This window comes from Streptomyces sp. NPDC031340 (assembly GCF_055569945.1).
In genome coordinates this window covers 1-24,436 of sequence record NZ_JBVIIE010000044.1, presented here as the reverse complement: position 1 = coordinate 24,436, position 24,436 = coordinate 1, and the positions used below count along the sequence as shown (strand labels likewise).

19 protein-coding genes and 1 pseudogene are annotated in these 24,436 nt (G+C 73.8%); 7 read left to right on the top strand and 13 right to left on the bottom strand.

Going from position 1 to position 24,436, the window contains the following annotated elements:
* Positions 1–606: 606 nt before the first annotated feature.
* Positions 607–1,542, bottom strand: a complete 936-nt coding sequence (locus ACZ5GT_RS28935) for a LysR family transcriptional regulator (protein ID WP_469031863.1) — start codon at positions 1,540–1,542, stop codon at positions 607–609.
* 129 nt (positions 1,543–1,671) lie between these two features.
* On the opposite strand from ACZ5GT_RS28935, the gene ACZ5GT_RS28930 reads away from it, so the two are divergent.
* Positions 1,672–2,970 carry an MFS transporter gene (locus tag ACZ5GT_RS28930; protein WP_469031862.1) on the top strand — a complete coding sequence of 433 codons (1,299 nt, stop codon included), beginning with the start codon at positions 1,672–1,674 and terminating at the stop codon, positions 2,968–2,970.
* 343 nt (positions 2,971–3,313) lie between these two features.
* On the opposite strand, the gene ACZ5GT_RS28925 is transcribed toward ACZ5GT_RS28930, so the two are convergent.
* Together ACZ5GT_RS28925 and ACZ5GT_RS28920 are read right to left on the bottom strand one after the other, a co-directional pair.
* On the bottom strand, positions 3,314–4,765 hold the full coding sequence (locus ACZ5GT_RS28925; RefSeq protein WP_469031861.1) for a nitronate monooxygenase: 1,452 nt from the start codon (positions 4,763–4,765) through the stop codon (positions 3,314–3,316).
* A 452-nt stretch (positions 4,766–5,217) separates the two neighbouring features.
* On the bottom strand, positions 5,218–5,547 hold the full coding sequence (locus ACZ5GT_RS28920) for a hypothetical protein (RefSeq protein WP_469031860.1): 330 nt from the start codon (positions 5,545–5,547) through the stop codon (positions 5,218–5,220).
* A gap of 172 nt (positions 5,548–5,719) precedes the next feature.
* Here ACZ5GT_RS28920 and ACZ5GT_RS28915 point away from each other — a divergent pair, with 172 nt between their 5' ends.
* The gene (locus tag ACZ5GT_RS28915; RefSeq protein ID WP_469031859.1) at positions 5,720–6,292 is read left to right on the top strand and encodes a MarR family winged helix-turn-helix transcriptional regulator; all 573 of its coding nucleotides are present in this window, start codon (positions 5,720–5,722) and stop codon (positions 6,290–6,292) included.
* A gap of 459 nt (positions 6,293–6,751) precedes the next feature.
* On the opposite strand, the gene ACZ5GT_RS28910 is transcribed toward ACZ5GT_RS28915, so the two are convergent.
* The 10 genes from ACZ5GT_RS28910 to ACZ5GT_RS28865 all read right to left on the bottom strand — a co-directional run bounded on the left by ACZ5GT_RS28910 (position 6,752) and on the right by ACZ5GT_RS28865 (position 16,838).
* On the bottom strand, positions 6,752–7,459 hold the full coding sequence (locus ACZ5GT_RS28910; RefSeq protein WP_469031858.1) for a gamma-glutamyl-gamma-aminobutyrate hydrolase family protein: 708 nt from the start codon (positions 7,457–7,459) through the stop codon (positions 6,752–6,754).
* Positions 7,456–8,946, bottom strand: a complete 1,491-nt coding sequence (locus tag ACZ5GT_RS28905) for an aldehyde dehydrogenase (RefSeq protein ID WP_469031857.1) — start codon at positions 8,944–8,946, stop codon at positions 7,456–7,458. Before ACZ5GT_RS28905 ends, ACZ5GT_RS28910 begins: the two co-directional genes overlap by 4 nt.
* Before the next feature lie 122 nt (positions 8,947–9,068).
* Positions 9,069–10,526 (bottom strand): APC family permease, encoded by a 1,458-nt coding sequence (locus tag ACZ5GT_RS28900; protein ID WP_469031856.1) that lies wholly within the window; start codon positions 10,524–10,526, stop codon positions 9,069–9,071.
* Positions 10,527–10,687: 161 nt separating this feature from the next.
* Positions 10,688–11,317, bottom strand: coding sequence for a TetR/AcrR family transcriptional regulator (locus tag ACZ5GT_RS28895; protein ID WP_469031855.1), 630 nt, complete (start codon positions 11,315–11,317; stop codon positions 10,688–10,690).
* 28 nt (positions 11,318–11,345) lie between these two features.
* Entirely contained in the window at positions 11,346–12,191 is an 846-nt protein-coding gene (locus ACZ5GT_RS28890) for a fumarylacetoacetate hydrolase family protein (protein WP_469031854.1), read from the bottom strand.
* A 9-nt stretch (positions 12,192–12,200) separates the two neighbouring features.
* Positions 12,201–13,127, bottom strand: coding sequence for a 3,4-dihydroxyphenylacetate 2,3-dioxygenase (locus ACZ5GT_RS28885; RefSeq protein ID WP_469031853.1), 927 nt, complete (start codon positions 13,125–13,127; stop codon positions 12,201–12,203).
* A complete protein-coding gene (locus ACZ5GT_RS28880) occupies positions 13,120–14,583 on the bottom strand; it encodes an aldehyde dehydrogenase (RefSeq protein WP_469031852.1) in 1,464 nt (487 codons plus the stop codon). The genes ACZ5GT_RS28885 and ACZ5GT_RS28880 overlap by 8 nt, the downstream gene beginning before the upstream one ends.
* Positions 14,584–14,617: 34 nt before the next feature.
* The gene (locus tag ACZ5GT_RS28875) at positions 14,618–15,424 is read right to left on the bottom strand and encodes an acetoacetate decarboxylase family protein (protein WP_469031851.1); all 807 of its coding nucleotides are present in this window, start codon (positions 15,422–15,424) and stop codon (positions 14,618–14,620) included.
* Positions 15,425–15,433: 9 nt separating this feature from the next.
* Entirely contained in the window at positions 15,434–16,645 is a 1,212-nt protein-coding gene (locus ACZ5GT_RS28870; protein WP_469031850.1) for an NAD(P)/FAD-dependent oxidoreductase, read from the bottom strand.
* Between the two features lie 4 nt (positions 16,646–16,649).
* Entirely contained in the window at positions 16,650–16,838 is a 189-nt protein-coding gene (locus ACZ5GT_RS28865) for a ferredoxin (protein ID WP_469031849.1), read from the bottom strand.
* Positions 16,839–17,186: 348 nt separating this feature from the next.
* On the opposite strand from ACZ5GT_RS28865, the gene ACZ5GT_RS28860 reads away from it, so the two are divergent.
* The 5 genes and pseudogenes from ACZ5GT_RS28860 to ACZ5GT_RS28840 all read left to right on the top strand — a co-directional run bounded on the left by ACZ5GT_RS28860 (position 17,187) and on the right by ACZ5GT_RS28840 (position 24,286).
* Entirely contained in the window at positions 17,187–18,542 is a 1,356-nt protein-coding gene (locus ACZ5GT_RS28860) for a glutamine synthetase family protein (protein WP_469031848.1), read from the top strand.
* 20 nt (positions 18,543–18,562) lie between these two features.
* On the top strand, positions 18,563–19,855 hold the full coding sequence (locus ACZ5GT_RS28855; protein ID WP_469031847.1) for a cytochrome P450: 1,293 nt from the start codon (positions 18,563–18,565) through the stop codon (positions 19,853–19,855).
* Between the two features lie 176 nt (positions 19,856–20,031).
* Positions 20,032–20,706 (top strand): annotated as a pseudogene (locus ACZ5GT_RS28850) (hypothetical protein); the annotation flags it as partial.
* 90 nt (positions 20,707–20,796) lie between these two features.
* The gene (locus tag ACZ5GT_RS28845) at positions 20,797–22,494 is read left to right on the top strand and encodes a stealth family protein (RefSeq protein WP_469031846.1); all 1,698 of its coding nucleotides are present in this window, start codon (positions 20,797–20,799) and stop codon (positions 22,492–22,494) included.
* 13 nt (positions 22,495–22,507) lie between these two features.
* Positions 22,508–24,286, top strand: a complete 1,779-nt coding sequence (locus ACZ5GT_RS28840) for a stealth family protein (protein WP_469031845.1) — start codon at positions 22,508–22,510, stop codon at positions 24,284–24,286.
* Positions 24,287–24,436: the final 150 nt, after the last annotated feature.

Below are 24,436 nucleotides of genomic sequence, written 5' to 3'. Positions count from 1 at the left end.
GACGCGGCCGGCGCGCCCGCCGACGACGTGGTGCGGGACGCCGTCGCCGGGGCGTGGCGGACATCCGTCCGGCACGACGGGTGGGACGACCGGACGGTGACCGGGCCGGGGGCCGCGCTGCCGCGGCCCTTGGACACGAGGAGACGTGGCCGGGCAGCCGCACCCGACGGTCCGGGTGGCTCCCGGCCGGTCGGTGACCAGCATCATCGCGCCGCCCACGCCGGGTCCTGGGCCGGACGGTCCACCGGCCCCGGCCCCCCGGCCCCCGCTTCGGCCCAGGCAACAGGGCCGAACGGCCGCCCCGGAAGGGATCTTCGGCCCGGGCGGGACGGCGCCGGCGCCGGTTACCCTCCGGGATCATGAAAGCGGCTCCTCCCCGCCGCTACGGACGTCCGTCCCGGCAGGCCCGCCGGTGCACCGCCCGGTGACCGCGGCGCCGACGCCGGGCGGACGGCCGGCCCCACCCGCGCAGGCCCCACCCGCGCAGGCCCCGCGCAGGCCCCACGCGCACAGGCTTCACCCGCGCACGCCCCGCCCGCGCGCGACGCGCCACGCCGAGCGAGGCGGTCACCGCGGCCGGAACTGCAGACCTCACCGCGGCGGCGTTCAGTGCGCGATCGCCCAGTCCGGGGTCCAGGTGCCGGGGGCGTCGTGGCCGGGCGCCGCGGCGGCGAGGTGGGCGCGGAGGGTGACAAGCGCCGGGTGGGGGTTGTCGCGGTGCCAGAGCAGCGAGTGCGGGTAGACGGGCGTCGGATCGGTCACCGGGATGCGGCGCAGGCCGTGGCCGGCCGGCCAGACGAGCCGGGTGTTCCCGCCCATGAAGGTGGCCAGGGCCGGGGTGTCGGCGACGGTGTCGAGGAGCGCGTCGGAGCCGAAGTTGGGGCCGGTCGCCTCGATGGTGAGACCGAACTCGGCGACGAGGTCGTCGTAGTAGGCGGCCCACTCGGTGCCGGGGACGACACCGGGCATCCAGATCCGGTGCCCGGCGAGCCCGGCGAGGGTCACCGAGCGGGCGTTCGCCAGGACGTGGGCGGGGCCGGTGAGGAGCTGGAGCGGCTCGTCGAGCACCCGGACGGAGGCGATGTCCTCGGGAAACGGCCGGCCGGGCGCGGCGACGGCGCGGAACGAGGCGTCGATCTCCCCCGACCGGATCGCGGCGACGGCCGTCTCGATGTCGAACAGCATCACCACGTCCAGGTCGATCTCCGGGTGCGCGCGGTGGAAGCCGCGCATCAGGCCCGACGCCGCGACGCGCGAGGCGATGATGTCGACGCGCAGCGGACGGCGGCCGGTGCGCACGGACGAGACCGCGCGTTCGGCGACGCGCAGCAACTCGCGCGCGTGGGACAGGAACGCCTGCCCGTCGATGGTGAGTTCGGCGCCGCGCGGGGTCCGTGTGAACAGCCGTACGCCGAGGTCCCGCTCCAGCGCGGCGATGCGCTTGGAGACGGCCTGCTGAGTGACCGCCAGTTCGGCGGCGGCCTCCTGGAACTGCCCCGCATCGGCGGCGGCGACGAAGGTCCGGACGGTGTCGAGGTCCATGCCGACACCCTAGGGACACAACCGTTGGTTGTGTCCGGCGGCTCTCCGGTTGTTTGATCCCAGCTCGCGGCGCCCGGTTTGATGCTTCCGATCGCGGATCGGTTGTGCGGGCGACGAGGGGCTTCGGACATGAGGAGCGGGCAGCGGGTGGGACATCCGCTCGGACGGCCGGCGGGACGTCCGCGCGGGCACCGGCTGGGGCGGCCGTTCGGGTGGCTCTGGGGAGCGTACGGGACCAGCGCGCTCGGCACCTGGCTCGCCTTCGGGGCGTTCCCGCTGATCGCTGTCCGGGTGCTGCACGCCGGGCCGGCCGAGGTCGCCGCGCTCTCCGCGGTGGGGTCCGCGGTGGGCGCGGCCGTGGCGGTGCCGCTCGGCCCGTGGGTGGAGTTCCGCCGCAAGCGGCCCGTGCTGATCGCGATGGACCTGGTGCGGTTCGCGGCGCTGCTGGCGGTCCCCGTCGCGTTCGCGCTCGGCGTGCTCACCTTCCTCCAGCTCCTGCTGGTGTCGGTCGTCGTGGCGGCGGCCGACATCACCTTCCGCGCCGCGTCCGGCGCGTACCTGAAGACGCTGCTGCCGGCCGAGGACCTGCTCGTCGCCAACGCCCGCTTCGAGTCGACGACCTGGACGACGACGATCATCGGTCCGCCGTTGGGCGGCGCGGCGACCGGCCTGCTCGGGCCGGTGGCGACGGTGGTGGCCGACGCGGTCAGCTACCTGCTCTCGGCCCTGGGCATCCGCGCGATGGGCGGCCGGGAGCGGCAGCCCGGGAGCCGTCCGGGCGCGCGCCTGCGGGCCCGGGACCTGCTCGACGGCTGGCGGTACATCCTCGCCGACGCGACGCTGCGTCCGCTGTTGTGCAACACCGCCCTGTTCAACGGCCTGGTGATGGCCTCCCAGCCGCTGCTGGCCGTCCTGATGCTCGGCCGGCTCGGCTTCGCACCGTGGCAGTACGGCCTCGCCTTCGCCGCGCCCTCGATCGGCGGGCTGCTCGGTTCCCGGCTGGCCCGGCCGCTCGTCACCCGGTTCGGGCAGCACCGGGTGCTGGTCGTGGCCGGGGCGCTGCGCGCGGTGTGGCCCGTCGGCCTGGCGTTCCTCGGGCCGGGCGCCGGCGGGCTGCTGCTGGTGACGGTCGTCGAGTTCGGGCTGATCTTCTGCTGCGGGGTCTTCAACCCCGTCCACGCCACCTACCGCCTCCAGCGCACCGCGATCGACCGGGCCACCCGCACGCTGTCCGCCTGGGCGGTGACGACCAAGGCCTCGACCGCGCTGCTGACGGCGGTCTGGGGCGTGCTGGGGAGCCTGCTCGGCCCACGCCCGGCCATCGGCCTGGCCGGCCTGCTCCTGCTGGCGACCCCGCTGCTGCTCCCCCGCCGCGCCGCGGCGCCTCTGGGCGAGCCGGAGCCGGCGCCTGCGCCGAGCCGGCCCTGACCGGCCGTCATCACGGGGCCGCGCCGGGCACGTCACTGTCGCAGGATCGTCGGCCGACCGGGGGCGGCGGGAGGCGGCGCGCGGCTCGCCGTGCGAGGAAGGACGGCGAGCCGCTTCACATGCCGGTGTGGGACGAGACCGGCGAGCGGGGGAACTCCCGCGGTGTCCGTCCACTCCATCTTCACGCGGGGCAGCGACGATGCCTACGGCTTCGCCGCCCCAGCAGCCCGCCACCGTCAACGCCGCGCTGCGCGAACTGTGGGAACGGCCGGCACCGGCCACGACACCACGCTGAGGAGCCGTTCGTCAGCGGCTGTCCGGCGTCGCGGTCACGCGGGCGCCCTCACGCGGGCGTCGTCGTGAGGCCGGTGGACAGCCAGCGGACCACCGACTCGGCGGTGTACGGGCGGCCTTCGGGGGCGATCCGCGGCAGGAAGCCGAGGTCCTGGCCGATGGTGACGACGGGGGGCTCCACCGCACCGTGCGGGCGGCGCTGGCCCAGTCCCACGGCGGCCAGCAGGCCGTTGCACAGGCACTGGCGCCCTTCCGTCTGCTCGGCGGCGCCGCCCTTGCGGAGGTAGGCCGCGCGCGGCTCGGCCGGGCAGCGGTAGGCGAGGGTGCCGCGCTCGGAGCGGTACGGGGTGCGCAGGTAGCCCAGGTCGCAGACCCGGTGGCGGGCCGCGCCGACGGCGGGGTCGGCCAGCGTCCCGGGCAGATCGGCGATCTTGAAGGGGAAGGCGGTCGGGGAGGCCGCGGGATCGTTGCGCACGGTCAGTTCGGAGCGGAGCCGGCGGGCCACCAGCTCCCGCCGCAGCCGTGCGTCGAGCCCCGACTCCTCGCACAGCGCGAAGACGCTGCCGAGCTGGACGCCGGCCGCGCCCGCCGCGCGGGCCCGTCGCAGGTGTTCCGGCCCGCACTGGCCGCCGGCGATCCAGAAGGGCAGGCCGAGCGCGGCCATCCTGGCGAGGTCCGGGGTGTCGCGGGGGCCGTAGACGGGGTCGCCGTCCTCGTCCAGCCGTACCGGCCCGCGCGGCGGCGCGCTGTGCCCGCCGGCACGGTGGCCCTCGACGACGAACCCGTCCGGCGTGGTCTCCGGTGAACGGCACAGGTACGAGGCCAGGGCGGGCAGCGAGACGATGGCCAGGACGTCGGGACGGCGCAGGGGTCCCGGCCGCGCCCCGTCCAGCACAGAGGCCGGGTCGAAGCGCAGCTCGGCGGGCCGGTCGTCGCCCTCGACGTCCACGCGTGCGGTGACGGGCTCGAGGCGGGCGAGACGGGTGGCGATCCCGGGGATCTGTGCGGGGATGCCCGCGCCGACCAGGACGTAGTCCACGCCGGCCAGGACGGCGCCGAACATGGCGGGGACGGTGGCGAGTTGGACCTTCTCCAGGTAGTTGACGCCGACCGGCCCGGGGTGGCCCTCCTTGGCCAGCCACACCTCGCAGAAGTTGGCCACGACGGTCAGCGAGCGGGCCGGGCACGCCTCGTCGGCGGTGAGCCGGGGCGTGGCCGCGAACCGCTCCCCGGCCGCGATCCCACCCGCGACGAAGTAGCGCCGCCGGACGTCGTCGGCGAGTTCGGGTACGGGGAAGGCGGCCAGCGCCCGCCTGAGATGACCGCCGGGGTCACCGCTCTGCAGCACCCGGATCAGCAGCGTGTCCAGAGCGGTGCCGGAGACGACACCCAGCTGTCCGGTGCGCGCGACGGCGCGGGCGAGGCGCCAGCCGGACACCCCCACGCCCATTCCGCCCTGGATCAGCCACGGCAGGTCGGTTGTCGTCCGGGATGTGCGCATGAGTCCTCGCAGGTGTGATCGCCGGTTCCGGAAGCCGTACTTACGGTTGCGTAACCTACGCTACCGTAACCACGTCGCCGGGATGAGCGGCCGTCACCCCTTCCCGTGTCAGGGCGTTCACGGTCCGGCGGGACGCACCCTCTTGGGCAGGGGGATTTCAGGCCGACGGCCGGTGCCGGGAACCGGCCCGCGAGGGGACGTCGGACAACCGCGCCGAAAGCAGGGGGGCTTGACCGGACCTGGGACCGGCGGGCGGATCGGAGAGGCACGGGCGGCCTGGCGGCCTCGGCGCGACTGCCGTCGCCGGGGTGACACCGGCGACGGCCCACCGCCCCGTGACCCGCCGACCGGTCAGGGGGCGTCCCCGGTGCGTAGCACCGGGGACGCGGGCCGGATCGCCCTCCGGCCCGCGCAGGCTCCGTCTACCCCGAAGCGCCGCCCCCATGTGGTGCTCACCGAAGGTGTCCGGCCGGGTGCGGCGGGAGCAGCCCGGGGCCGCTCCCGCCGTCCTCACCACCGTCCTCACCACAGGCCTCCCCGTCGTCCGCCCCCGCGCCGCCCGCCCCCGCGCCGCCCGACCCTGCGGCGTCGCCGCCGCCCGGTCCGTCCGGCGGGTCGAGCAGCAGCCGTTGCCGCAGCATGAAGGCGGCCCCCATGTCGGCCTCGCGCGCGAAGCGGCACAGCAGGACCTGTACGCGGGTGTCGTCGCCCTTGCGGACGGCGGACACGATCCGCTCGATCAACAGCCGCACCTCCGGCGGCGGCCCGTCTGGAACAGTCACCGCGCGCGGGTACCCGCGTTCCGGGCATCCAAGATCACCCACACGGGTGAGAGTGCGGCCCGCGCGGGACCCCGGCGGGCGCCCGAGATCGCCTCCGTACAATTTGAGGCCGAACGACCGCACGGCGCCCACCGCCCGTGCGGTTCTTGCGCAGGACCCGAAGGAGCCGCCCGTGCCCGGTCAGCGATCCATCACGGAAGCCGAGTCGCTCGTCTCGGCGAAGCTCGGCGGTTTCCCGATCCGCCGGGAGCAGATGGCGGCCGTGGCCAACATCTACCGGGCCGCGTCCGCGGTGCGCCAGCACCTGGAGAACTCCGTACTGCGCGGCTCCGACCTGACCTGGACGGCGTTCGTCGTGCTGTGGATCGTGTGGGTGTTCGGCGAGTCGGAGACCCGGCACGTGGCGGAGGAGGCCGGCATCTCCAAAGGCACGCTCACCGGGGTGGCGCGCACGCTGGAGTCGCGGGGCCTGCTGCGACGGGCCGCCCATCCGAGCGACGGCCGGCTGGTGCTGCTGAGCCTGACGGACCAGGGCGAGGATCTGATGCGGCGGGTCTTCCCCGAGTTCAACGAGGAGGAGGCCTTCGTCACGGCCCGCCTGAGCGACGCCGAGTGCCGCGGTCTCGCGGAGGGGCTGCGGCAGGTCGTACTTCAGATCGAGGAGCACGGGGAGGAGCGCCGCCGGGAGCTGCTGGACGGAGCGGAACCCGCGCCGCGGCGCAGCGGCCGCCGGCCGAGGACCTGACCGACGGCGCCCCAGCCGACCGACCGGCTCCGCCCGTCGCCGGGTCGGTCGTCCCGCGTCGGCCGGCGCCGACCCGTCGCCCCGCGCCGAACGCCCCACGCCGGTCAACTCCGACCGGCCGCCCCGCGCCACCCAGCTCTGACCCGTCGCCCCGCGGCGGTCAGTTCCGACGAGTCGGCTCCGGCCGGTCGGCTCCGGCCGGTCGGCTCCGGCCGGTCGGCTCCGGGCCGATCAGCGCCGGGCCGCTCGTTCCGCGCCGAACGCACCAAACCAGTCCGTTACGGGCCGTCCATTCCGGGCCGTCCATTCCGGGCCGTCCATTCCGGCCCTCCGTTCCGGGTCAACCGGCCGTAGCCGACCAGCGTCCGCCAGGTCGGCCTCGCCGGGTCCGCCTCGCCAGATCGGCCTCGCCGGGGTCAACCGGTCGGCTGACGCACGCCGATTGACCCCGGCCACCCCTCAGGCGCGGCCGCGCATACGCGCCGCCTCCACCAGTGCCTCGAACAGCCGCTGCTGGACCGGGTCCCGTTCGGCGGTGTCCTCCGGGTGCCACTGGACGGCGACGAACCAGCCCCGAGCGGCGGTCGCTTCGAGGGCCTCGACGGTGCCGTCGGCGGCCGTGGCGACGGCCGTGAGGCCGCTGCCGAGGCGGTCGACCCGCTGGTGGTGGTAGCAGGAGGCGTCCAGTTTGTCCGTGCCCAGGGCCTGTTCCAGGAGCGTGCCCTGCCGGACGCGGACCGGGTGGACGCGGTGGCGGTGGTCCAGGTCCGGGCCGCCCATGTCCTGCTCCAGGGTGCCGCCGAGCGCGACGTTGGCGACCTGCAGCCCGCGGCAGACCGCCAGCAGGGGCAGGCCCGACGCCAGGGCGTGGCGGGCGACCTGGAGGTCGAAGGAGTCCTGGAGCTCGTCGACGTCGTAGACGGTGTCGTGGGTGTCGGCGGCGCCGTAGCGGTGCGGGGCGAGGTCGCCGCCGCCGGGCAGCAGGACGCCGTCGAACCGGGCGAGCCGCTGCGCCACTCCGGCCTCGGCGGGGTGGATGGTCGCGGGTTCGCCGCCCGCCCGCCACACGGCCTCGATCAGGGCGCGGGCGTTGACCTCGGCGGCGAAGCGCAGGGCGGAGGTGGTGGCGGAGAAGCGGGCGGGGACGGCGATGAGCGGGCGGGTCACAACTGGATCCAGGTCGTCTTGAGTTCGGTGTACTTCTCCAGCGCGTGGGCGGACTTGTCGCGGCCGTTGCCGGACTGCTTCATTCCGCCGAAGGGGACGGTCAGGTCGCCCTCCTCGTAGCAGTTGACCCAGACGGTGCCGGCCCTCAGGGCGCGGGAGACGCGGTGCGCGGTGGACAGGTCGGACGTCCACAGGCCGGCGGCGAGGCCGTACTCGGTGGCGTTGGCGAGGCGGACCGCCTCGTCCAGGTCGTCGAAGGTGAGGACCGACAGGACGGGGCCGAAGATCTCCTCGCGGGCCAGCCGCATGCCGGGCTCGACCCGGTCGAAGACGGTCGGCCGCAGGTAGGTGCCGCCGGTCTCCGCCAGGGCGGGTTCGCCGCCCGTGCGCAGGCGGGCGCCCTCCGCGCGGCCGTTGGCGACGTGGTCGCGTACCCGCTCCAGGTGGGCCGCGCCCACCAGTGCGCCCATCTCGGTCGCCGGGTCGAGGGGGTCGCCGAGCCGGAGTTCCTCGGCGCGGCGCACGATCGCGTCGGTCACCCGCTCGGCGACCGAGGAGTGGACCAGGAGCCGGGAGGGCGCGGTGCACATCTCGCCCTGGTTGAAGAAGATCCCCCAGGCGGCGGTGGCCGCGGCCCTGTCCAGGTCGGGGGCGTCGGGCAGGACGATGTTGGGCGACTTGCCGCCGAGCTCCAGCCAGACCCGCTTGAGGTTGGAGTCGGCGGCGTAGCGCAGGAAGTGGCGGCCCACGGCCGTCGATCCGGTGAAGGCGAGGACGTCGACGTCCGGGTGCAGGCCGAGGGCGCGGCCGGCGGTGGGGCCGTCGCCGGTGACGACGTTCAGCGCCCCGGGCGGCAGTCCGGCCTCGGTGCCGATGCGGCCGAGGAGCAGGGCGGACAGCGGGGTGGACTCGGACGGCTTCAGCACGACCGTGCAGCCCGCGGCCAGGGCCGGGGCCACCTTCCAACTGGCGAGCGTCAGCGGGAAGTTCCAGGGGACCACGGCGCCGACCACGCCCGCCGGTTCGCGGGTGACCAGGGCGAGGGCGTCGGGGGCGGCGTGCGGGGACTCGTCGGTGAGCTTGTCGGCGAGTTGGCCGTACCAGCGGAAGGTGTTGATCGCGGCGCGCAGTTCGATGTCGTGGGCGTCCGTGATCGGCTTGCCCATCTCCAGGGTGACGGTGAGGGCGAGAGCCTCCCTTCGTTCTTCGAGCAGGTCGGCCATGCGCAGCAGGACGCGGCCGCGGTCGGCGGGCGCCAGGCGTGGCCAGGGGCCGGAGTCGAAGGCGCGGCGGGCGGCGGCGACGGCGTGGTCGACCTCGGCCTGCCCCGCGTCGGCGGCCTCGGTGAGGACCTGCCCGTCGCGTGGCGAGACGACCGCGAAGGTCGCGCCGGATCCGGGTTCGTCGGTCCCGTCGATGTGGTGCAGCGTCGGCAGGTCGAGCGCCTCGGCGCGGCGCAGCAGGTCGTCGTGGGTGACGTCCAGCATGTGTTTCCGTCCAGGGGGTACGGGAGGGCGGCGATGCCCGGGTACGGGATCACCGCGGTACGGGAGCAGTGGGGAAGGGGCCCGGCCCGTCTGCGGGAGGGGCCGGGCCCGATGAGGGTGGGTCAGCGGGCGGAGGCCCGGGCGTGGACGGCGCGCGCGGCGCCGGCGCCCAGCAGCAGCACCGCCGGTACGGCGAGGACGAGCCAGGCGGCGGTGGCGGGGTCCCCGCCGATGAGGGTGGTGAAGTTCGCGACGACGATCCAGATCACGGCGGCGATGCCCAGGGCGCCGAGGGCGGGCGCGATCAGGGTGTTCCAGGGCCGGGTGTCGAGGCGTGAACGGCGGAAGAAGACGATCACGGACACCGACGTCAGGAAGTACAGCAGCATGCAGGCGAGGACGCCGACGCCGCTGCCCCAGGAGAAGAGGGTGAGGACGGGGTCCTTGCCCGCCAGCGCGAACGGGACGACCAGGAGCACCGCGATCACGGTCTGCACGACGCCCGCGCTCCAGGGGGCGTGCCGGGAGTTGAGGGAGCGCAGCCGGGCCGGGAGCAGGCCCTCGCGGCTGAGGGAGAACAGGTAGCGGTTGGCGGAGTTGTGGAAGGCGAGGATGCCGGCGAAGAGGGAGGTGGCGAGCAGGACGGGCAGGACGTCGTAGACCCAGCCGCCGAACCGGTCGGCGATCGGCTCGAACACGAACACCGTGGAGTCGCCGCCCGCGAGGGCGCGTCCGGCGGCCGCGGTGGCCTTCGAGGGGCCGTAGGAGGAGACGAGCATCCAGGAGATGAAGGCGAAGAAGCCGGTGACCACGCCGACGGAGAGATAGGTGGCGCGGGGCACGGTCTTGTGCGGGGTGCGGGCCTCCTCGCCGTAGATGGCGGTGGCCTCGAAGCCGAACATGGACGCCACGGCGAACATCAGGGCCACGCCGGGCGCGCCCTGCAGGACGGCGCCCGGGGAGAAGGTGTCGGCGACGCCGAGGCCCTCCGGGCCGCCGCCCGTGGCGAGGGTGACCAGGGCGAAGGCGAGCAGGATACTGAACTCGGCCAGGACGAACACCGCGAGGATCTTGGCGCCGATCTCGATGCCGGCCGCGCCGAGCACCTGGACGACGACCATGGTGACCAGCGCCCACACCCACCAGGGCGTGTGCAGGCCGGTGTAGTGCCCGACCAGGCCGGAGACGGTGACGCCGTACAGGCCGTACATCGCGGCCTGCACCGTGCAGTAGGCGAACAGCGCGACGGCGGCGCTGCCGCTGCCGGTGGTGCGGCCGAGGCCCTTGCCGATGTAGGTGTAGAAGGCGCCCGCGTTCACCACGTGCCGGCCCATCGCCACGAAGCCCACCGAGAACAGCAGGATGACGGCGCCGGCGACGGCGTAGGCGGCCGGGGCTCCGGGGCCGTTGCCGATGGCGACGGCGATCGGGACGGCTCCCGCGATGCCGGTGAGCGGCGCCTGGGCGGACAGGACGAAGAAGAGGATGCCCAGGACGCCCAGGGCGTTGCGTTTGAGGGTGGCCGCGGGGCGGGTGCCCTCCGCGGTCTGCGGGGAGGCGTCGACCGTCTGACTGTCCACTCGGATCACCTGCTGAGGAAGGGAAGAGGTTTCGTTTTGAGCCAAACGAGTTGCCTCATGGTGAGCTGGAACTATCCATCTGACAAGGGGGCGGGAGAGGAATTTACGGACGGGAGACCCCCCGCCGCGAGCCGCGACGGGGGGTCTCGTGCCGGGCACGCTCAGTCGCGGTGCGCGGAAGGCCGCTCGCCGAGCGCGCTCAGCAGGGAGCGCAGCTCGGCGAGGGCGGCCTCGGTGTCGGCGCGGTCGCCGACACCGGTGAGCTGGTGCAGCACGAGACCGTCGAGCGCGGCGAACACGAGCCGGTTGAAGGCCGGGCTCACGCCGTCGGGCAGGATGCGGGCCAGCTCGCGCCGCGAGGCGTCGAAGTACTCGTCGTAGCGCTCGCGCACCCGCGGCAGCAGCTCGGGCCGGCGGCGCGCCTCCAGCAGCAGCTCGTACTGGTACGCCTGACCGTCCGCGTCCTGCTCCACCATCTCCGGCACGCCGGTGACGAAGTCCTCGGGCCGGCCGGTGCCCGGCTCCAGCAGGCTGCTGCTCAGGCTGGCGCGCACGGCGTAGGCCAGGGACTCCTCGATCAGCGCGTCGCGGGAGCCGAAGTGGTGGACGACGAGACCGTGCGTGACCCCGGCCTCCTCGGCGACGGCCCGGTAGGTGAGGTGGCGCAGTCCGCGCCGCGCGACCACCCGCACGGCGGCCTTGAGCAGCGCCTCGCGCCCCTCGCCGTAACCGAGCCGCTTCTTCCGCGACCGGGTACGGGGCTGCTGCGAGGTCTCGGCGGACTCCGTCATGCGGCCGACCCTACCCGGGCCGGCCGCCTCAGCGGCGCGGAGGCCGGATGCCACGGAACTCCCAGTCGCCGCCGAGCGCGGTGGACAGCACCTCCTCGGACTCGGTGGGCTGCGCGCCGACGTCCGTGCGGATGGCGGTCGGGCCGGTGACGATGTGGTTGGTCAGCCGGCCCAGACCCTCGACCTCGACCTCGACGACGTCGCCGGGCTGGACGGGCCGTGAGTTGGCCGGGGTGCCGGACAGCAGCACGTCTCCGGGGTACAGGGTGATGGTGCGGGCGATGTCGGCGACGAGGTAGTGCATGTCCCACGTCATCTCGTCGGTGGAGCCGTCCTGCGCGACCTCCCCGTTGACGTACGTCCGCAGCCGCTTGCCGCGGAAGTCCCAGTCGGTGACCAGGCCGGGGCCGAGCGGGCAGAGGGTGTCGGAGCCCTTGACCCGGAGCATGGAGCCGGCGTCGGTGTCCCGGAAGTCGTGCAGGCCGTAGTCGTTGGCGACCGTGTACCCGGCGATGTACTCCCCCGCCTCGGCCGGGGCGATGTTGCGCGCGGTACGGCCGATGACGATGGCGACCTCGCCCTCGTAGTTGAGCCACTTGCAGCCCTCGGGGCGGACGATCGCGCCCCGGTGGGAGTTGAGGGAGGAGGTCGGCTTGTGGAAGTAGGTGGGGGTGCCGGGCAGGCCGATGCCGAACTCGTCGACCCGGCTGCGGTGGTTGAGGTGGACGGCGATCACCTTGGACGGGACGACCGGGGGCAGGTGGTGGGCGTCGTCGATCTTGACGCGCCGGCCGTCCCCGGCGACGAGTTCGTCCCCGTCGACGACGGTTTCGACGGCCGCGCCGTCGAGGAGGATGCGGCGGTATTCGGGCATGGGGGGCTCCTAGCTGCGGCTGTCGGGGGTGGGCAGGCCGGCGCCGGTCCAGCCGTCGGCGGGGCGGTCGAACCAGAGGTGGACCTGGCCGGTGCCGATGGAGTTCTCGTACTCGCCGTACTGGCGGGCCTTCGCGGTGCAGGCCTGCTCGCCGAGGGCGCCGGCCATCATCAGGTAGTGGAAGAACTTCGCCTCGGGCTTGTACCGGGAGAAGTCGTCCATGGTGTCGAGGACCTTGTCGTGGCGGCCCTCCTTGAACCAGGCGATCCGCTCGAGGTCGGCCTCGCGGGCCTCGGGCGTGAAGACGTGCGCCGGGTCGCTGGCCTCGTGGGCGCGCAGCTCACGCAGCGGCCAGAAGGTGTGCGAGAGGGCGCCGGAGGCGATCAGCAGCACCCGGCGGCCCGGGGTGGCGGCGATGCCGTCGGCGAGCGCCCGGCCGAGGCGCAGGTGATCCTCCATGTCGCCGGTCTGGCAGACGCCGATGGTCACCCACCGCTTGTCGGGCAGTCCCTCGCCGAGGAACTTCCACAGGTTGGTGGTGGCGTAGAAGATCGGCAGGTACTCGTCGTCGATCGCGGTGATCCAGGTGCCGTGCCGGTCCGCGAACGAGGCGATGTTGTGGGCGAGTTCGGGGTCGCCGGGGAAGTCGTACGGCATCCGGCACATGCCGCGCGGCAGCTCCTCGGACGTGAACAGCCCGGCGCGCCGCCGCTGGGCGGTGACGACGAACTCGACGGTGGTCGCCCAGTGGGAGTCCAGGACGACGACGGTGTCGTACCCCTGGGCGGAGTCGCGTTCGAAGACGTCCCGGCGCAGCTCCCGCAGGCCGGTGACGAGGGTGATCTCCTTGCCCTCGTTGAGTTCCAGCCGGTCCTGTTCGGGGAGCACGATGGTGGGGACGTGGGCGAGCAGGCCCGCCCCGACGATCTCACCCATGGTCGTGGAAGCCCTTCGGTGCGGTGACGGTGTTCTTCAGGTCGCAGTAGAAGTCGAAGCTCCAGGTGCCGCCCTCCCGGCCCACGCCGGAGTGGCGGGAGCCGCCGAAGGGGGCCTGAAGGTCGCGGACGAAGAAGCAGTTGACCCAGACGGTGCCCGCCACGAGCCGCGCGGTGACGCGCTCGGCGCGTTCGCGGTCGCCGGTGGCCACGGTGGCGGCCAGGCCGAAGCGGGTGTCGTTGGCCAGGCGGACGGCCTCGTCCTCGCCGGTGAAGGTCTGCAGGGTCAGCACCGGGCCGAAGACCTCCTCCTGCACGATCTCCGAGTCCTGGGCGACGTCGGTGAGCAGCGTCGGCGCGTAGTACTGGCCCTCGCCACGGTGGCCGCCGATGACCGGTCGGGCGCCGGCCGCGAGCGCCCGCCGCACGAACCCGTCGATCTTCTCCAGCTGGCGGGGGTGGATGTTCGGGCCGATGTCGGTGGCCTCGTCGCGCGGGTCGCCCTGCGTCAGCCGGGACGCCTTCGCCACGAAGCGGCGGGTGAACTCCTCGGCGACCGGCTCCTCGACGAGGATGCGGGTGGCGGCGAGGCAGACCTGCCCGGCGTTGTCGTACTGCTCCACCGCCAGGTCGACGGCGAGGTCGAGGTCGGCGTCGGCGAACACCAGCAGGGGTGACTTGCCGCCGAGCTCCAGGCTGAGCGGGGTGAGGTTGGCCGCGGCCGAGGCGGAGATGCGCTTGGCGGTGGGCACCGACCCGGTGAAGCTGATCCGGCGCACGTCGGGGTGGGAGGTCAGCGGGTCGCCGATCTCGGCGCCGTAGCCCTGGACGACGTTGAGGACACCGGCGGGCAGGCCGGCCTCGGCGGCGATGTCGGCGAGCAGGGACGCGGTCAGCGGGGACCACTCGGCGGGCTTGAGGACGACGGTGTCGCCGGCCGCGAGGGCCGGGGCGACCTTCCAGGTGGCCAGCATCAGCGGCGCGTTCCACGGCGTGATCAGCACGCAGGGTCCGGCCGGGTCCCAGCTCACGTGGTTGGTGTGGCCCCGCGTCTCGAAGTCCTCGTGCTCCAGCTTCAGCAGCCAGTCGGCGAAGAAGCGGAAGTTGTGGGCGACGCGCGGCATGACGCCGCGACGGTGCGAGCGCAGCAGGGCGCCGTTGTCGCAGGTCTCGACGATCGCCAGGTCCTCCAGGCGCTTCTCGACGCCGTCCGCGACGGCGTGCAGGAGGCGGGCGCGTTCCGCGCGGGGGGTGGCGGCCCAGGCGGGGAAGGCGGCCTTGGCGGCGGCCACGGCGGCCTCCGCCTCGGCGGCCCCGCCGCGGGCGATCTCGCCGAGGACGCTGCCGTCGATGGGCGAGAAGTCGGTGAAGGTGGCGTCGGAGGCGACGCGTTCGCCGCCGATGAAGTGCCGGGTGTCGACGGCGACCCCGGCCACCGTGAGCGTGTGGTCAGTCATGTCCGGTCTCCCAGTGCGGTGTGGTGTGCGGAGGTCACTCGGCGCCGGAGGTGTTCGACTCCAGGAGGCGGCCGCCGTCCCAGACGACGCCGACCTGGCGGTAGTAGGCGGCGATCGGCTCGCGGATCTCCAGCCTGGCCAGTTCCTCGGTGGGCGCCTCGAACAGCTCCAGCTCCGCGTCGCCGCGCCAGGCCTGCCCGGCCTCGAAGGACGCCGCGCCGGACTCGATCAGCTCGTCCAGCGCGAGGCCCTTGCCCTTCTCGATCGACGGCAGCCAGCGGTGGTGGGCCATGGGGTGGCTGTTGACGAAACCGTTCGTCTCCGACGGCTCCCGCAGCGTCACCACGGCCTGCGCCAGCCGCCGGTCCGCGGCGGCGAGCGTCGCCCCGAAGCGGGCCCCGGCCTCGATGCGCGGAGCGGGCCCGTAAGGGTGCGGGCGGGTCTGGTGGATGGAGCCGAGCTTCTTCGGGTAGCCCTGGTGCAGTCCGCGGGCGATCGCGAAGTCCTTGTCGACCCAGATGTAGACGCAGCGCGAGTACGTCTGCCCGCGGTACTTGCAGCGCACGACCGCGAAGGCCTCCTTGTACTGGGAGAGCACGGGGTCGAGCAGTTCCGCGCCGGAGGCCGAGCAGGACTGCCAGTCGGCCCAGATCAGCGCGACCGCGCCGGGGTCGTCGTCGGCGAGCTGAAGCGGTTCGGGCAGCAGTTCGCGCACCCTGGCGGGGTCGGTGCGGTACTCGACGGTGAGCAGGTCACCGGAGTAGCGCCACGGCGGCGACGGGATCAGCGACGAGGCGCCGCTCGCCGTCTTGGGAGGGAAGTATCCACGGACACTGGTCACTGGGGTTCCTTATGCGGTGAGGGCGGGCTGCTCGAGCAGTTCGGCGCGGTACCGGGCGGCGGCGGACGCGGCGGCCCGGCCGCCGAGCGCCACGACGCCGACGAGCCGGCCGTGGGCGTGGTAGCCGACGAGGACGTCCCCGTCCGGGTCGCCGTCGAGGACGCGTACGTCGTCCTTGCCGAGGGCGGGCGCCCCGAAGGACTGCAGCCGGAACTCGTGCTGGTCGCTCCAGAAGGTCGGCAGCGGCGCGAAGGGCGCCGGCGGTTCCTCGGTTCCGGCCAGATGGGAGACGAGGGTCCTCGCCGCGTGCTTGGCGGTGTCCGTCGGGATGGACCAGTGCTCGACGCGGCGCGGCACACCGTCGTAGCGGGGGTTGGGGAAGCGGGCCACGTCGCCGACCGCGACGACCTCCGGGTGTCCGCCGGCGCGCAGCATGCCGTCGGTCAGCACCCCGTCGGTGAGGTCGAGGCCATTGCCGTCGAGCCATTCGGTGTTGGCGACCGAGCCGACCGACTCCACAACCACGTCGGCGGGCAGCACGGTCCCGTCGGCCAGCACCACGCCGGTGACCCGGTCCTCGCCGGTGAAGCCGGACACTCCGGTGCCGAGGGCGAAGCGCACGCCGCGCTCCCGGTGCCGCTTCAGCAGCGCCCGGGCGAGCAGGTCGCCGAGCGGGCCGAGCATGGGCAGGGGCAGCGGGTCGACGACCGTCACCTCGGCGGCCCCGAGGCCCACCGCGGTCGCGGCGACCTCGCAGCCGATGAAGCCGGCGCCCACCACGACGACCCGCGCGCCGGGCCGGGTGAGCGCCTCGCGCAGTCCCCGCGCGTCGGCGAGGGTGCGCACGGTGTGCCGCCCCTCGACCGGGCCGGGGCAGGTCAGGCGCCGGGGCCGCATGCCGGTGGCGACGACGAGCCCGTCGTACGGCAGCGTAGAGCCGTCGTCGAGCGAGACGGTCCGTTCCGCGAGCCGGGCCGCCACGGCCTTCGTGCCCAGCCGCCACTCGGCGTCGGACACCTCGGCGCGGGGGCGGAAGGCCAGGGACTCGAAGGGCGCTCTGCCGGCCAGGACCTCCTTGGACAGCGGCGGCCGGTTGTAGGGCATGTGGGGTTCCTCGCCGACGAGCGTGATCGCTCCGCTCCAGCCGGCGGCGCGCAGCTGCTCGGCGGCGCGCAGGCCGGCCATGGAGGCGCCGGCCACGACGATGCGTCCGGACGGCATCGGGTCAGCCCTCGATCCGGATGGCCTGCAGCGGACACACGTCGGCCGCTTCCTCGACCTCGTCGCGCAGCGCGTCGTCGGGCTCGGAGACGTACACCAGGTGTCCCGCGTCGTCCATGGAGAAGACGTCGGGGGCCGCGAAGACGCACTGGCCGTGGTCCTGGCACTTGTTCATGTCGACGACGACCTTCATGGCCGGTCCTCCTGGGGAACGGGAGCGGGGGAGAGGAAGAAGCAGAAGAGGGGCCCGGCCGCGGAACGGCCGGGCCCCGGCCAAAGGGGCGCCGAGAACGCGCCCCCAACTCGTTTGGCTTCAAACAAGGTAGGCAGGGGGCACCCCCTGGTCAATAGCTATCCGTATGGATAAATTCTTTCCCCGTCCCCCTTGCGGCAAGGTCCGCCCCTCCTTACCGTTTGGCATCAAACAACCGGCCCGGAGCTGCCTCCCGCAGAAGCGCCCCGGCCTCCTTCTCCCCCACGCCACCCGCCTCCCGGACGTCCGGTCCCGGAGGTGTCCCGCCGTCCGCCCGAGGAGACAACGGTGAGCGCTCAAGACCTGCCAGAAGTCCGCCGTCACATGGACCGGCTCGCCGCCGACGGCATCGACGTGGTCCGGGTGACCTATCCCGACCTCATCGGCACCGACCGGGCCCGCGACGTGCTGCTGGAGGAGCTGCCGCGGGCCGTCGAACACGGGCTCGCCTTCTGCCGGGCCGTCTACCACACCACCCCGCAGGGCGACGTGGTCCCGGTCAGCGGCGGCCTGGACGCCGGCCTGCCGGACGTCTCCGTACGGCCCGACCTGAACACCCTCACCGCCCTGCCCTGGGAGCCCGGCGTCGCCGCCTGCCTCGCCGACGTCGTCGACCCGGCCACCGGACGGCCGGCCCCCGAGTCACCCCGCGACCTGCTGCACGCGGTCCTCGACCGGTGCCGGAAGCACGGGCTGAGCCCGGTCGTCGGCCCCGAGCTGGAGTACTTCCTGTGCGAGCCGGCCCCCGGGACGGCCGGCGGGTGGCGGCGCTACGACACCACCGGCGGCGTCGTCTACACCGCCGGCCTGCGCGCCGACCCGGACAACCACCTGCTGCGCACGCTGCGGCAGGTGCGCGGCCTCGGCATCGGGGTGCTCAGCGGCAACCACGAGTTCGACGGCGGACAGTTCGAGATCAACCTGCTGCACTCCGACGCCCTCTCCGCCGCCGACCGCGCCTTCCGCCTGAAGGCCGCGGTCAAGGAACTGGCCCGGCGCGAGGGCAGGCTCGCCACCTTCATGGCCAAGCCGTTCAACGACGCCGGCGGCTCCGGCTTCCACCTGCACTTCTCCTGCACCGGCGCGGACGGCCGCAACGCCTTCGACGACCCCGCCGGCGCCCACGGCCTGTCGGCCACCGCCCGGCACGCCGTCGCCGGTGTCCTCGCCCACGCGCCCGCCCTGGCCGCGCTGCTCAACCCGACGGTCAACTCCTACAAGCGCTTCGGCCCCGACACCCTCGCGCCCTGGCTGATCGACTGGGGCATGGACAACCGCAGCGCGATGGTCCGCATCCCGCCCGAGCGGGGCTCCGGAGCCCGGTTCGAACTGCGCCTCGGGGACGCCAGCGCCAACCCCTATCTCGCCGTCGCCGCGACCACCGCGGCGGCGCTGCTGGGCGTCCTGGCCGGCGAGGAGCCCCCCGCCCCGCTGGAGGGCTACGGCTACGACACCAGCCGGGCGGCCATGCTGCCGACGACCCTGCCGGCCGCGCTCGACGCCCTGGAGGCCGACGCCGACCTGACCGAGCTGCTCGGCAAGTCCTTCACCTCTTCCTACCTCACCTACAAGCGCGACGAGGTCGAACGCTTCCAACGGCACGTCACCGACTGGGAGTTCACCGAGTACGCCTACCACCTGTGACACCGAGGAGCCCGCACCCCATGAGCATCACCACCCCGAACGTGACCGACGCCGTGCGCGAACCGCTGCCCCTGGCCGACGTCGACCTCGCCGACCTCGACAACTTCACCGACGGCGTCACCCCCTGGCGCATGTTCCACACCCTGCGGCACGAGGACCCGGTGCACTGGCAGCCCGAGGAGGCGCCCAACTCCGGTTTCTGGGCGGTCACCCGGCACGCCGACATCGCGCGCGTCGACCGCGACGCCGAGACCTTCACCTCCTCGAAGTTCGTCAACCTGGAAGAGCTCGACGAGGACCAGATCAAGAAACGCGCCTCGGTCCTGGAGCTGGACGGCGTCCGCCACCGCGCTCTGCGCAGCGTCATCCAGCGCCAGTTCGGCGCGAGCGTGATCAGCAGCTACACCGACTTCCTGCGCGGCCTGACCGCCCAGACCCTCGACGCGGCGCTGGCGAAGGGACGCTTCGACTTCGTCAAGGAGGTCTCCGCCGACTTCCCCATCAACGTCCTCGCCCGCCTCCTGGACGTGCCCCCGGAGGACAACCAGCAGCTCATCGAGTGGGGCAACCGCATCATCGGCAACACCGACCCCGACTACGCGGACGTGCTGCTGCACAGCGATGAGAGCGAGAAGTACCGCGACCTGCCCTTCCGCTCCCCCGCCTCGCTGGAGGTCTTCGCCTACGGGCGCGAGCTGGCCCGGCAGCGGCGCGGCGGCGACGGCACCGACCTGGTCTCCCGGCTGGTCAACACCACCCCGCGGGACGGAGTGCCGCTCTCGGCGCAGGACTTCGACAACTACTTCCTGCTGCTGGTGGTGGCCGGCAACGAGACCACCCGCCACACCATCACCCACTCCATGCTGGCCCTCCTGCAGCACCCGGAGCAGCTCGCCCGCCTCAGGGACGACCCGTCGCTGATCCCGACGGCGGTTGAGGAGTTCCTGCGCTGGGCGTCCCCCGTCTACCACTTCCGGCGCACCGCGACCCGGGACGTGGAGCTGAACGGCAAGCACATCAAGGAGGGCGACAAGGTCGTCATGTGGTACGCCTCCGGCAACCGCGACGAGGAGGTCTTCGGCAACCCCTACGACTTCGACGTCACCCGGCAGAACAACGACCACATCACCTTCGGCAAGGGCAGCCCGCACCTGTGCCTGGGCAACCTGCTCGCCCGCACCGAGATCCGGATCATGTTCGAGGAGCTCATCCCGCGGCTGGCGGACATCCGGCTGGTCGGCGAGGTGCCGCGGGTGCGCTCGAACTTCGTCAACGGCATCAAGAGGCTGCCGGTCGAGGTCACCCTCGCCTGACCGGGCCGGGCCGCCGCTCCTGCGCCGGGGCGCCCCTCCTCCACCGGCCGCCGCTCCTCCGCCGGCGCGGCGGGCGGCGCGTCCAGGTGGTCCGCGCCCGGGCCGAGCGTCAGCGGGCCGCCGGCCGCGCCCGCCAGTTCGTGCCGGGCGGGCGCGGGGGCCGCGGCGGCCCGCCGCATCGTCGTGGCCGGGCCGGCCTCGACCACCCCGCCGCGATCACCGCGCCGGCCTGACCGGACGTCCTGCCGACGCTGGAGATGGGGGAGGCGTCACACGGCGCCTCGGACCGCGGTCGCCTTCCACCTCTGCCCCATGGCCCAGCTCTACGTCATGGCCGGCCGCCGGGCCTGCCCGAGGAGGTGATCACGGCGAGCGCGGACGCGTTCTTCGGGCACTTCCTCGACGCCCGGTCGAACGACCCCCGCGCCGTCCCGGCCGACGTCCGCGCCGCCTGCCTGCCTGCCTGCCTGCCTGCCTGCCTGCCTGCCTGCCTGCCTGCGAGCCTGCCGCGAGGCAGTGCCGTCGATCGTCGCCGACCACCGCGCCTCCGCGGGCATCGACACGGAGCACGACCAGGCCGACCGGGCCGGCCGGGCCGCGGGCAACCGTCCGGCCATGCCCGTGACCGTGCTCCAGCAGGACCGGGGAACCGCTCTCGGCCACGACGCCGCCGCCCGGTGGCGCCCCGGGCACCCGACCTGCGCCATTCGCCGGTGACGGGCAGTCGCCGGCGCGCGCCGTGGTGCCGTTCCGGTGGGACGCCGACCGTCCGGCCCGCGAGGCGCCGACGAGGCCGTCGCATAGCACAGCCGATGATGAATGAGCTGTGTGGGTCCCCTCACGTTCGTTAATTCCCGGGGAAATCTTCTACAACCTTTCGTCATGTGCGCCTGTCTGGTTAGCGCAGGGATGTTCAGCAATGAGGAAGAGGAGCCCCGAGCGTGACCGTGCGTTCTTTTGCCCGGAGGATGCGGCCGCGAGTCGAGCGGAAGGCATCCGAGGGAGTGTGGCAGCTGCGCACCATGCGGCGGCGCCGCAGGGCAGCGGTCGCGGATCCGGTGCTGCGCCCGGTGGCGGTGCGCGGGCAGCGGTTCTACGGGCGGGTGGTGACCCGGTTCACCGCCGCCGAGGCGGCCGCAGCCAACCTCGACCTGGTGGTCGCCGCCCTGGAGCAGGAGGGGATCCCCTACTTCCTGGTGCCGTCGTCCCGGGTACGGCACACGGTCGGGGTGAACGCCGTCGACCGGGAGCGTTTCCTCACCGCCCTCGAGGCCCGGAACGCGGGCAAGGCGGTGTTCATCGGCAGGCCGCTGCCCGGCGGTCAGCTCAAGCACCCGGCCCTGTTCATGGACGGCGCCCTGCCGGCCGCGCTGCGCACGGCGCCCACGCTGCGCGTCGGCGAGAACCACCTCGGGCCCGCCGGCCAACTGCTCGCCGGGCCGGAGCTGGCCTGCGACGTGGAGTTCTGGGAGGACGGGGGGCAGCTCCTCGCCTCCGACGAGGGGCCCCGGCGCCTGGCCAAGGTACAGCCGCAGGCGTCCGAGGACGTCTTCGCCGAGTCCCTGGTCGCGCCGCGCAACAACGGGATCACCGACGTACTGCCGGCGTCCGAGCAGAAGCCGGCCACGGTACGGATCGGCGCCCGGGAGCTGCCGACCTTCACCCCGCTGACCCTGCCCACGGTGAACGACGTGACCTTCCCGGTCGACGTCGTCTACACCTGGGTCGACGGCGAGGAGCCCGGGATGCGGGCGAAGCGGGCCCGGTACCAGGAGCGCGGCACCGCCGAGATCCTGGACAAGGAGACCAACGCCTCCCGCTACACCAGCCACGACGAGCTGAAGTACTCGCTGCGCTCGCTGGAGATGTACGCCGACTTCGTCCGGCACATCTACCTGGTGACCGACGGCCAGAAGCCGCACTGGCTCGACGACCGGGCCGACGGCATCACGGTCGTCGACCACCGCGACATCTTCCCGCAGGACGTCCTGCCGGTGTTCAACTCGCACGCGATCGAGACCCGGCTGCACCACATACCGGGCCTGTCGGACCACTACCTGTACTTCAACGACGACGTGTTCGTCGGCCGCCGGGTCACCGCGGAGCACTTCTTCCACGGCAGCGGCCTGATGAAGATCCCGGTGTCCCCGCTCAAGATCGGCGTGGGCAAGCCGCACGCCGAGGAGACGGCCACCAACTCCGCGAGCAAGAACGTCCGGCGGCTGCTGCTGGAGAGGTTCGGGCGCATGACCACGAACAACTTCATGCACACCCCGCTGCCGCAGCAGCGCGCGACGCTCCAGGAGCTGGAGGAGCTCTTCGCCGAGGACGTCGCCCGCACCACGGCCTCCCGCTTCCGCTCGCCGCAGGACATCGCCATGACGGCGCCGCTGCTCTACCAGTACGCGCTGATGACCGGCCGCGGTGTGCCGGGCCGGTTCGGCTTCCGGTACGTGAACATCAGCCGCCCGGACGCCGAGGCGCGTCTGGCCGACCTGCGCCGCACCCGCCGCTTCGACTTCTTCTGCCTCAACGACGTCGACGTGCCGCCGGAGGAGCGGGAGCGGGTCGGCGTGCGGATGCACGAGTTCCTGGAGGACTACTTCCCGTTCCCCAGCCGCTTCGAAAAGCAGAACTGACGGGGCCGCGTCCATGGATATCCGTCACCGCCTCGCGGGTGCCGCGGGCATGCGGGCCACCCGGGATCTCCTGGCCCGCCTGAGACTCTGGCTGTGGGCCCGGCTCTGGGCGCTGCGCTCCGCCCGGGCCCGGCGGAGCCTGCGGGCCGCCGTGCCCGGCCTGCGCCGCGTGTACTGCGGACCGCTGCCGCTGTACGGGCGCCCGGTCGCCGGCTACACCGCCGCGGACGCCGCCGACGCCGACCTGGAGGGCGTGTGCGCCCTGCTGGAGGCGGCCGGCGTCCCCTACTTCCTGGTGCCCACCGAGGAGACGGCCGGCGCGCCGCGCCGGGTGATCGGCGTCGAGGAGACGCACCGCGGCACGGTCCTCGCCCGGGCCGCGGAGCGCTTCGCCGGCACGGCCTGCTACGTCGGCGCCGTCGGCCCGGACGGGGCCGTGACGCGGGCCGCGCTGTGGGCCGACCGGAAGCTGCCGCGGGCGCTGCGCCGGGCCACGGTGCTGCGTACGGGCGTGGTGCGGCTCGGCCCCGGAGGCCAGGTGCTCAGCGGCCTGGAGGCGGGGTGCGACGTCGAGTTCTGGCGCCGTGGCCGCGACATGGGCGCGGATCCGTCCTGGCTGACCGTGCCCGGCAGCCGACTCGGGGACGTCTTCGGCCCGGCGCTGGTCGCCCCGCGCCCCAACGCCGTGTCGGAGGTGGTGCCGGCGACGGCGCAGCTGCCCGCCGCGGTGGCGGGCCGGCGTCGCAGCGTGCCGACGTTCGCCGCGTTCGCCGAGCCGGGTCTGGACGAGGTGCGCTTCCCGGTGGACGCCGTGTACACATGGGTGGACGGGGAGGACCCGGCGATGGCCGCGAAGCGCCGGGCCCACCAGAACCCGGCCGGCAGCGGCATCGCCCCGCGCGAGACCGGCGCCTCCCGCTACACCAGCCACGACGAGCTGAAGTACGCGCTGCGTTCGCTGGAGATGTACGCCGGGTTCGTCCGGCACGTCTACCTGGTGACCGACTCCCAGGTGCCCGACTGGCTGGATCCGCGGGCGGAGGGCCTGACCGTGGTCGACCACCGGGACATCCTCCCGGCCGAGGCGCTGCCCGTCTTCAACTCGCACGCCATAGAGAGCCGGCTGCATCACATACCGGGCCTGTCGGAGCGCTACCTCTACTTCAACGACGACGTCTTCATCAACCGCCCGGTGCGCGCCGAGTTCTTCTTCCACGGCAACGGCATCGCCCGCATCCCGCTGTCCCCGCTGAAGCTCGGCGTGGGCGACCCGCATCCGCTGGAGCCCGCCCCGAACTCCGCGGGGAAGAACGCCCGCGAGGTGATCAGCCGCTTCCACGGCCGGCAGGCCAGGCACAAGTCGCTGCACACCCCGCATCCCCAACTGCTGTCCGTCATGCGGGAGATGGAGGGCTTCGGCATCGAGGAGCTGGAGCGGACCGCCGCCTCGCGTTTCCGCTCGGTGCACGACGTCGCCCCGGCGTCCACGCTCCACCACCACTGGGCGATCGCGACGGGGCGGGCCGTCCCGGCGGACTACCGCTTCCGCTACGTGGAACTGGGCACGCCGGACATGGGCCGGCGCCTGGCCCGGCTGTCGGCGGGCGAGGACGTCGACTTCTTCTGCCTCAACGACGTCGACACCGCCCCGGCGGCGAGGGCGGCGGCGCGGGCCGCCATCCACGCCTTCCTGGAGCGGAAGTACCCCTTCCCGAGCCGTTTCGAGGCCACGCCCGCGACCACCGCGCACCGCCACGCGCCGCCCGCGGTCCGGCACCTGCGGGCGGGATGAGCCGGACGCGGGGGGGGGGGGGGGGGGGGGGGGAGGGGGGGGGGGAGGGGGGGGGGGGGGTGGGGGGGGGGGGGGGGGGGGAGTAGGGGGGGGGGGGGGGGGAGACAGGAAGAGGGGCGGAGAGGGGGAGAATGTACTCCGAAGGGTGTC

Excerpts from the sequence above, each read along its gene's own strand:
- ACZ5GT_RS28880 (WP_469031852.1), bottom strand. The coding sequence starts at position 14,583 with ATGACTGACCACACGCTCACGGTGGCCGGGGTCGCCGTCGACACCCGG.
- ACZ5GT_RS28930 (WP_469031862.1), top strand. The coding sequence starts at position 1,672 with ATGAGGAGCGGGCAGCGGGTGGGACATCCGCTCGGACGGCCGGCGGGA.
- ACZ5GT_RS28870 (WP_469031850.1), bottom strand. The coding sequence starts at position 16,645 with ATGCCGTCCGGACGCATCGTCGTGGCCGGCGCCTCCATGGCCGGCCTG.
- ACZ5GT_RS28935 (WP_469031863.1), bottom strand. The coding sequence starts at position 1,542 with ATGGACCTCGACACCGTCCGGACCTTCGTCGCCGCCGCCGATGCGGGG.
- ACZ5GT_RS28855 (WP_469031847.1), top strand. The coding sequence starts at position 18,563 with ATGAGCATCACCACCCCGAACGTGACCGACGCCGTGCGCGAACCGCTG.
- ACZ5GT_RS28840 (WP_469031845.1), top strand. The coding sequence starts at position 22,508 with ATGGATATCCGTCACCGCCTCGCGGGTGCCGCGGGCATGCGGGCCACC.
- ACZ5GT_RS28890 (WP_469031854.1), bottom strand. The coding sequence starts at position 12,191 with ATGCCCGAATACCGCCGCATCCTCCTCGACGGCGCGGCCGTCGAAACC.
- ACZ5GT_RS28895 (WP_469031855.1), bottom strand. The coding sequence starts at position 11,317 with ATGACGGAGTCCGCCGAGACCTCGCAGCAGCCCCGTACCCGGTCGCGG.
- ACZ5GT_RS28905 (WP_469031857.1), bottom strand. The coding sequence starts at position 8,946 with ATGCTGGACGTCACCCACGACGACCTGCTGCGCCGCGCCGAGGCGCTC.
- ACZ5GT_RS28885 (WP_469031853.1), bottom strand. The coding sequence starts at position 13,127 with ATGGGTGAGATCGTCGGGGCGGGCCTGCTCGCCCACGTCCCCACCATC.
- ACZ5GT_RS28865 (WP_469031849.1), bottom strand. The coding sequence starts at position 16,838 with ATGAAGGTCGTCGTCGACATGAACAAGTGCCAGGACCACGGCCAGTGC.
- ACZ5GT_RS28925 (WP_469031861.1), bottom strand. The coding sequence starts at position 4,765 with ATGCGCACATCCCGGACGACAACCGACCTGCCGTGGCTGATCCAGGGC.